Annotated in this window: 5 protein-coding genes; 4 read left to right on the top strand and 1 reads right to left on the bottom strand. The window is 73.8% G+C overall.

The features are described from left to right. The coding region (locus IDM29_RS14490) for a LysR substrate-binding domain-containing protein (RefSeq protein ID WP_188037695.1) at positions 1-712 on the bottom strand (712 nt) is incomplete at its 3' end. Positions 713-787: 75 nt separating this feature from the next. On the opposite strand from IDM29_RS14490, the gene IDM29_RS14485 reads away from it, so the two are divergent. The 4 genes from IDM29_RS14485 (at position 788) to IDM29_RS14470 (ending at position 5,266) form a co-directional block, all read left to right on the top strand. Next, complete coding sequence (locus IDM29_RS14485) at positions 788-1,780, top strand: NAD-dependent epimerase/dehydratase family protein (RefSeq protein ID WP_182111849.1); 993 nt, start codon at positions 788-790, stop codon at positions 1,778-1,780. A 155-nt stretch (positions 1,781-1,935) separates the two neighbouring features. Beyond that, entirely contained in the window at positions 1,936-3,102 is a 1,167-nt protein-coding gene (locus IDM29_RS14480; protein ID WP_188037696.1) for an LLM class flavin-dependent oxidoreductase, read from the top strand. Beyond that, positions 3,099-3,731, top strand: a complete 633-nt coding sequence (locus tag IDM29_RS14475; protein ID WP_188037694.1) for an FMN reductase — start codon at positions 3,099-3,101, stop codon at positions 3,729-3,731. The genes IDM29_RS14480 and IDM29_RS14475 overlap by 4 nt, the downstream gene beginning before the upstream one ends. 131 nt (positions 3,732-3,862) lie before the next feature. Further along, positions 3,863-5,266, top strand: coding sequence for an extracellular solute-binding protein (locus IDM29_RS14470; protein ID WP_188037693.1), 1,404 nt, complete (start codon positions 3,863-3,865; stop codon positions 5,264-5,266). Positions 5,267-5,357: the final 91 nt, after the last annotated feature.

Genomic DNA, 5,357 nt, shown 5'->3' with positions numbered 1-5,357 from the left:
CGCCCGCGCCGCGCGCGTCCTGGGCACCCCGGCCCGTCCCGGTCTCGGCGCCCTCGGCGGGCGGCGTCGCGCCGCGCGAGCTGCGCGCCGTGCGACCGCGGACGATGCCGATGAACTCCTCGACCAGCGGCGTGGTCCGCTCCGTCAGCCACGCGAGGCCGACGCGGGTGTGCTCGAGGTCGACGACCGGCCGGTGCGTCACGTCGCGGCGGTGGTGCAGCCGGGCGACCGACATGGGCACCACCAGCACGCCCACGCCGGCGGCGACCAGCTCCACGGCGTCGGCCGTGCCGGTCCACGGCGGTGCGGGGCGTCCGGTCGGCGCGCGCCCGCCGGCGGCGTCGAGCCAGCCGGGGACGGAGGCCGGGTCCTGCAGCAGGTCCTCGTCGACCAGGTCGGCGACGGCCACCTCCTCGAACAGCGCCACGGGGTGGTCCCGCGGCACGACGACGACGGCGACCTCGCTCCACAGCGGGATGACCTCGAGACCGTCCCGGGGCACCGGCAGGCGCACGAACGCGGCGTCGACGGCGCCGTCGTGCAGCGGGGCCACCTGGGCGGCGGCGTCGAGGACGTCCGGCGGTGCCGCCTCGAGCGGGACGACCTCGAGCGGGACGTCGGGGCGGCGCTCGGCCCACACCCGGCCCCACTTGCTCACCGTGACGCCGGGGGCGACGGCCACGCGGAAGGGGGTCGAGGGCTCGGGAGGCACCCGGTCAGGCTACGGGTCGGGCGCGCCGCCGCGGCGCCGGGGGCCGACGTCGGCCCGCCCGGCTACCGTGCGTGCATGAGCGCACCCAGGGTCCTGTTCATCGGCGGCAGCGGCACCATCAGCTCCGCCAGCACGCGGCTGGCAGTGGAGCGGGGGATCGACCTGCACGTCCTCAACCGCGGCGAGAGCACGACGCGGCCCCTGCCGGACGGCGTCACGACGCTGCGCGCCGACATCCGCCGCCCCGAGACGGTGCGCGAGGCGCTCGGGGACCTCGAGTTCGATGCCGTGGTCGACTGGGTCGCGTTCACGCCCGAGCACGTCCGCACCGACATCGAGCTCTTCACGGGTCGCACGGGGCAGTACGTCTTCATCTCGTCGGCGTCGGCGTACCAGACGCCCCCGGCGCGCCTTCCCGTGCTCGAGTCCACCCCGCTGCGCAACCCGCACTGGGAGTACTCGCGCAACAAGATCGCGTGCGAGGACCTGCTCGTGCGGGCGTACCGCGACGACGCGTTCCCCGCGACGATCGTGCGCCCGTCGCACACCTACGACAAGACGCTCGTCCCGCTGGACGGCGGCTGGACCGTGATCGAGCGGATGCGGCAGGGCAAGGAGGTCGTGGTCCACGGCGACGGCACGTCGCTGTGGACGCTGACGCACCACGCGGACTTCGCCAAGGGCTTCGTGCCGCTGCTGGCCCACCCGCGCACGGTCGGGGAGGCGTTCCACCTGACGTCGGACGACGTCCTGACCTGGGACCAGATCGCGCACACGCTCGCCGCGGCCGCCGGGACGACGGCGCGCATCGTGCACGTCCCCTCCGACGCGATCGCGGCGCAGGACCCGGAGTGGGGCGCCGGCCTGCTGGGCGACAAGGCGCACTCGATGGTGTTCGACAACACCAAGGTGCGGACCGTGGTGCCGGACTACCGGGCGACGATCCCGTTCGAGCAGGGCGCGCGCGAGATCGTCGAGTGGTACGACGCCGACCCGGCGCGCCGCACGGTCGACACGCGCGTCGACGCGCTCCTGGACCGGTTGGTCGATCAGTTCCGCGTCGCCTGACGCGACGTCACGCCGACGGCAGAGGTGCATCGGCACGGGGTGCGCGGAACAACAGCGCCGAGGTTGCGGTTCCGGCGGTAGTGGTTGAAGATTGAACTAACCGACGGCAGGAGCACCCCATGTCCGCGCAGCGCACCACCGGTCCGGCGCCGCAGATGCAGTTCGGCATCTTCTCGGTCAGCGACATCACGACGGACCCGACGACGGGCCGCACGCCGGGCGAGGGCGAGCGGCTCAAGGCCGTCCTCGCCATCGCGGCCAAGGCGGAGGAGGTCGGGCTCGACGTCTTCGCGCTGGGAGAGCACCACAACCCGCCGTTCTTCTCGTCCTCTCCGACGACGACGCTCGCGTACGTCGCCGCGCGGACGGAGCGGCTCCTGCTCTCGACCGCGACGACCCTGATCACCACGAACGACCCGGTGAAGATCGCCGAGGACTACGCGATGCTCCAGCACCTGGCGGACGGGCGCGTGGACCTGATGATGGGCCGCGGCAACACCGGGCCGGTCTACCCCTGGTTCGGCCAGGACATCCGCAACGGCATCCCGCTCGCGGTCGAGAACTACGCCCTCCTGCACCGCCTGTGGCGCGAGGACGTCGTGGACTGGCAGGGCCGGTTCCGCACGCCGCTGCAGTCGTTCACCTCGACCCCGCGCCCGCTCGACGGCGTCCCGCCCTTCGCCTGGCACGGCTCGATCCGCTCGCCGGAGATCGCCGAGCAGGCCGCGTACTACGGCGACGGCTTCTTCCACAACAACATCTTCTGGCCGATCTCCCACACCCAGCAGATGGTCGCGCTGTACCGCCGCCGGTTCGAGCACTACGGCCACGGCGCCGCCGACCAGGCGATCGTCGGCCTCGGCGGCCAGGTCTTCATGCGCCGGAACAGCCAGGACGCCAAGCGGGAGTTCCGGCCGTACTTCGACAACGCGCCGGTCTACGGCCACGGCCCGTCGATGGAGGACTTCACGGAGCAGACGCCGCTCACGGTGGGCAGCCCGCAGGAGGTCATCGACCGTTACGCCGCGATGCGCGACCACGTCGGGGACTACCAGCGTCAGCTGTTCCTGATCGACCACGCCGGGCTGCCGCTCGGCACCGTGCTCGACCAGCTCGAGATCCTCGGCGGCGAGGTCGTCCCGGTGCTGCGCAAGGAGCTCGCCGTCGGCCGTCCCGCGCACGTGCCGGACGCACCCACGCACGCCGCGCGGGTCGCTGCCGCGGGCGGCGGACGCGACGCGACGGTCCACGGCGCGGGCGACGACGTCACGGGCGCGTCGCCGGAGCCCGCCGGGGCCGGCGACCCGCGGGTGACGCGGTGAGCCGCCGGATCGCCGTCGTCTCGGGGGGCTTGCGCCAGCCGTCGTCGACGCGGCTGCTCGCCGACCGCATGGCGGAGGCCGTCGAGCGCGCGCTGCGCGAGGCGGGCGAGGACGCAGTGCTCGACGTCGTGGAGCTGCGGGACCACGCGCAGGACCTCACGGCCGCCCTGCTCACGGGCTTCGCGACCGAGCGCCTGACCTCCGCCCTGGAGACGATCACGACGGCCGACGGGCTCGTCGCCGTGACGCCGATCTTCTCCGGGTCGTACTCGGGCCTGTTCAAGAACGCCGTCGACGTCCTCGAGGACGGTGCGCTGGAGGGCATGCCCGTGCTCATGGGCGCGACCGCCGGGACGGCGCGGCACTCCCTCGCCCTGGAGCACGCCGTCCGGCCGCTGTTCAGCTACCTGCGCGCCATCACGGTGCCCACCGCGGTCTTCGCGGCGACGGAGGACTTCGGGCAGGCGGCCGGCTCGACCACCGGCGACGTCGTCCCGCTGGGGGCCCGCATCGACCGCGGCGCGCGCGAGCTCGCCGCGCTCGTGGCCGGCCGCCCGCCGCGCGGTGCCGCCGGCCCGCGCGACCCGTTCGCCCTGACCGTGAACTTCGAGGACCTCCTCGGCGGCTGACGGGCATCGGCTGCGCTGCGGCCCCGGGGCGGGACCGAGGTCATCGACTTCCCCGCGCGAGAAGTGCGGGCCGGTGCTCTACTCGGCATACCGGGCGCCGCGTCCCGACGCCCACGGCCTGTGGGGGCAGCATGAGAAGCGCAGCAGTGCGGTCCGTCCTCCTGGTGGCGACGTCGGCCGTCGCGCTGACGGCCTGCGCGCAGGGCACGGGGGCCACCGGCGAGAGCGGCGGCGAGGACGTCGCCTACGACCCCGACGCGGAGCTCACCGGCGAGATGTCCGTGATGGGGTTCGGTCTGGTCGACGAGGTCGCGGAGGTCCGGCACGACCTCGCGCTCGAGGAGCTCGGCGACGGCGTGGACGTCTCGCTGGTCGAGGGTGACCTCGACATCCAGCAGTTCCTCTCGGCCGTGGCCGCGGGTGACCCGCCCGGCCTCGTCTACGCGAACCGCGACCAGATCGGCACGTTCGCCTCGCGCGGTGCGATCGTCCCGCTCGACGCATGCGTCGAGGGCGAGGGGATCGACACGTCCGTGTTCCGCGAGACCGCGCTCGAGCAGGTCACCTTCGACGGCGCGCTCTATGCCCTGCCGGAGTTCATGCAGGTCCAGATCACGATGGCGAACGGGGACCTGCTCGAGGCGGCCGGTCTGAGCGTCGACGACGTCAACGGCTCGGACTGGGAGGCGGTCACCGCCGCCACCACCGCGCTCACGCAGGGCTCCGGGGGCGACCTCAGCGTCATCGGCTACGACTCCAAGCTCCCGGAGTTCCTCCCGCTGTGGGCCAAGGCCAACGGCGCGGACCTCCTGTCGGACGACGCCCGCAGCGCGAACCTCGACGACCCGAAGGTGGTCGAGGCCCTCGAGTTCGCGGTCGAGGTCTACGACCAGCAGGGCGGCTTCGGCGGCGTCAAGGCGTACCGCGACGCGGCGGACTTCTTCGGCGAGGGCAACCAGTTCGCGACCGGCGTGCTGGGTGCCATGCCGATGGAGAACTGGTACGTCAACGTGCTCAACGAGGTCTCGGCCGATGCCCCCATGGTCTTCGACACCTTCCGCGGGCGCGACGGCGAGGCGCTCGCCTACTCCGGTGGCTCCGCGTGGGCGATCCCGGCGGGGACCGAGGAGACCCAGGCCGCCGCGTGCCGGTTCATCCGCGTCATCACGGCGACCGACTCCTGGCTCGCGGCCGCGCAGGAGCGCGCCGACCAGCGCGCCGAGTCCGGGCAGCTCTTCACCGGCCTGCTCACGGGCAACGCCGAGGCGGACGAGCAGATCCGCTCCGAGCTCGTGCCCACGGACGCGCCCGAGCCGTGGGCGTCGGCCGTCGCCGCGATCTACGAGGCCAACGACCATGCCGTGAACCTCCCGGCGAACCCGGCGGACGCCGAGTTCAAGGCCGCGTGGCAGGACGCGGTCAACCGCGTGCTCAACGGCCAGGCGGAACCCGCGGAAGCCCTCGCCCAGGCGCAGGCCGAGGCGCAGGAGGCGCTCGACGAGGCGTGGGCGGAGTGGGACGAGGACCAGGGCTGAGGCCGCGATGACCGCGACGACGTCGTCGCCGGCCGCGGCCGAGAGCCGCGGCCGGGGCGCGGGCCGCCCGGCGGAGCGGCCCGGCCAGCGC

It is taken from the genome of Actinotalea sp. JY-7885, assembly GCF_014525465.1.
GTDB lineage: Bacteria > Actinomycetota > Actinomycetes > Actinomycetales > Cellulomonadaceae > Actinotalea.
Note: the sequence above shows the minus strand (reverse complement) of the source record. Positions and strands in the feature narration are given on the sequence as shown.

Coding starts and splice junctions, on each gene's coding strand:
- IDM29_RS14485 (WP_182111849.1), top strand. CDS start 788: ATGAGCGCACCCAGGGTCCTGTTCATCGGCGGCAGCGGCACCATCAGC.
- IDM29_RS14470 (WP_188037693.1), top strand. CDS start 3,863: ATGAGAAGCGCAGCAGTGCGGTCCGTCCTCCTGGTGGCGACGTCGGCC.
- IDM29_RS14480 (WP_188037696.1), top strand. CDS start 1,936: ATGCAGTTCGGCATCTTCTCGGTCAGCGACATCACGACGGACCCGACG.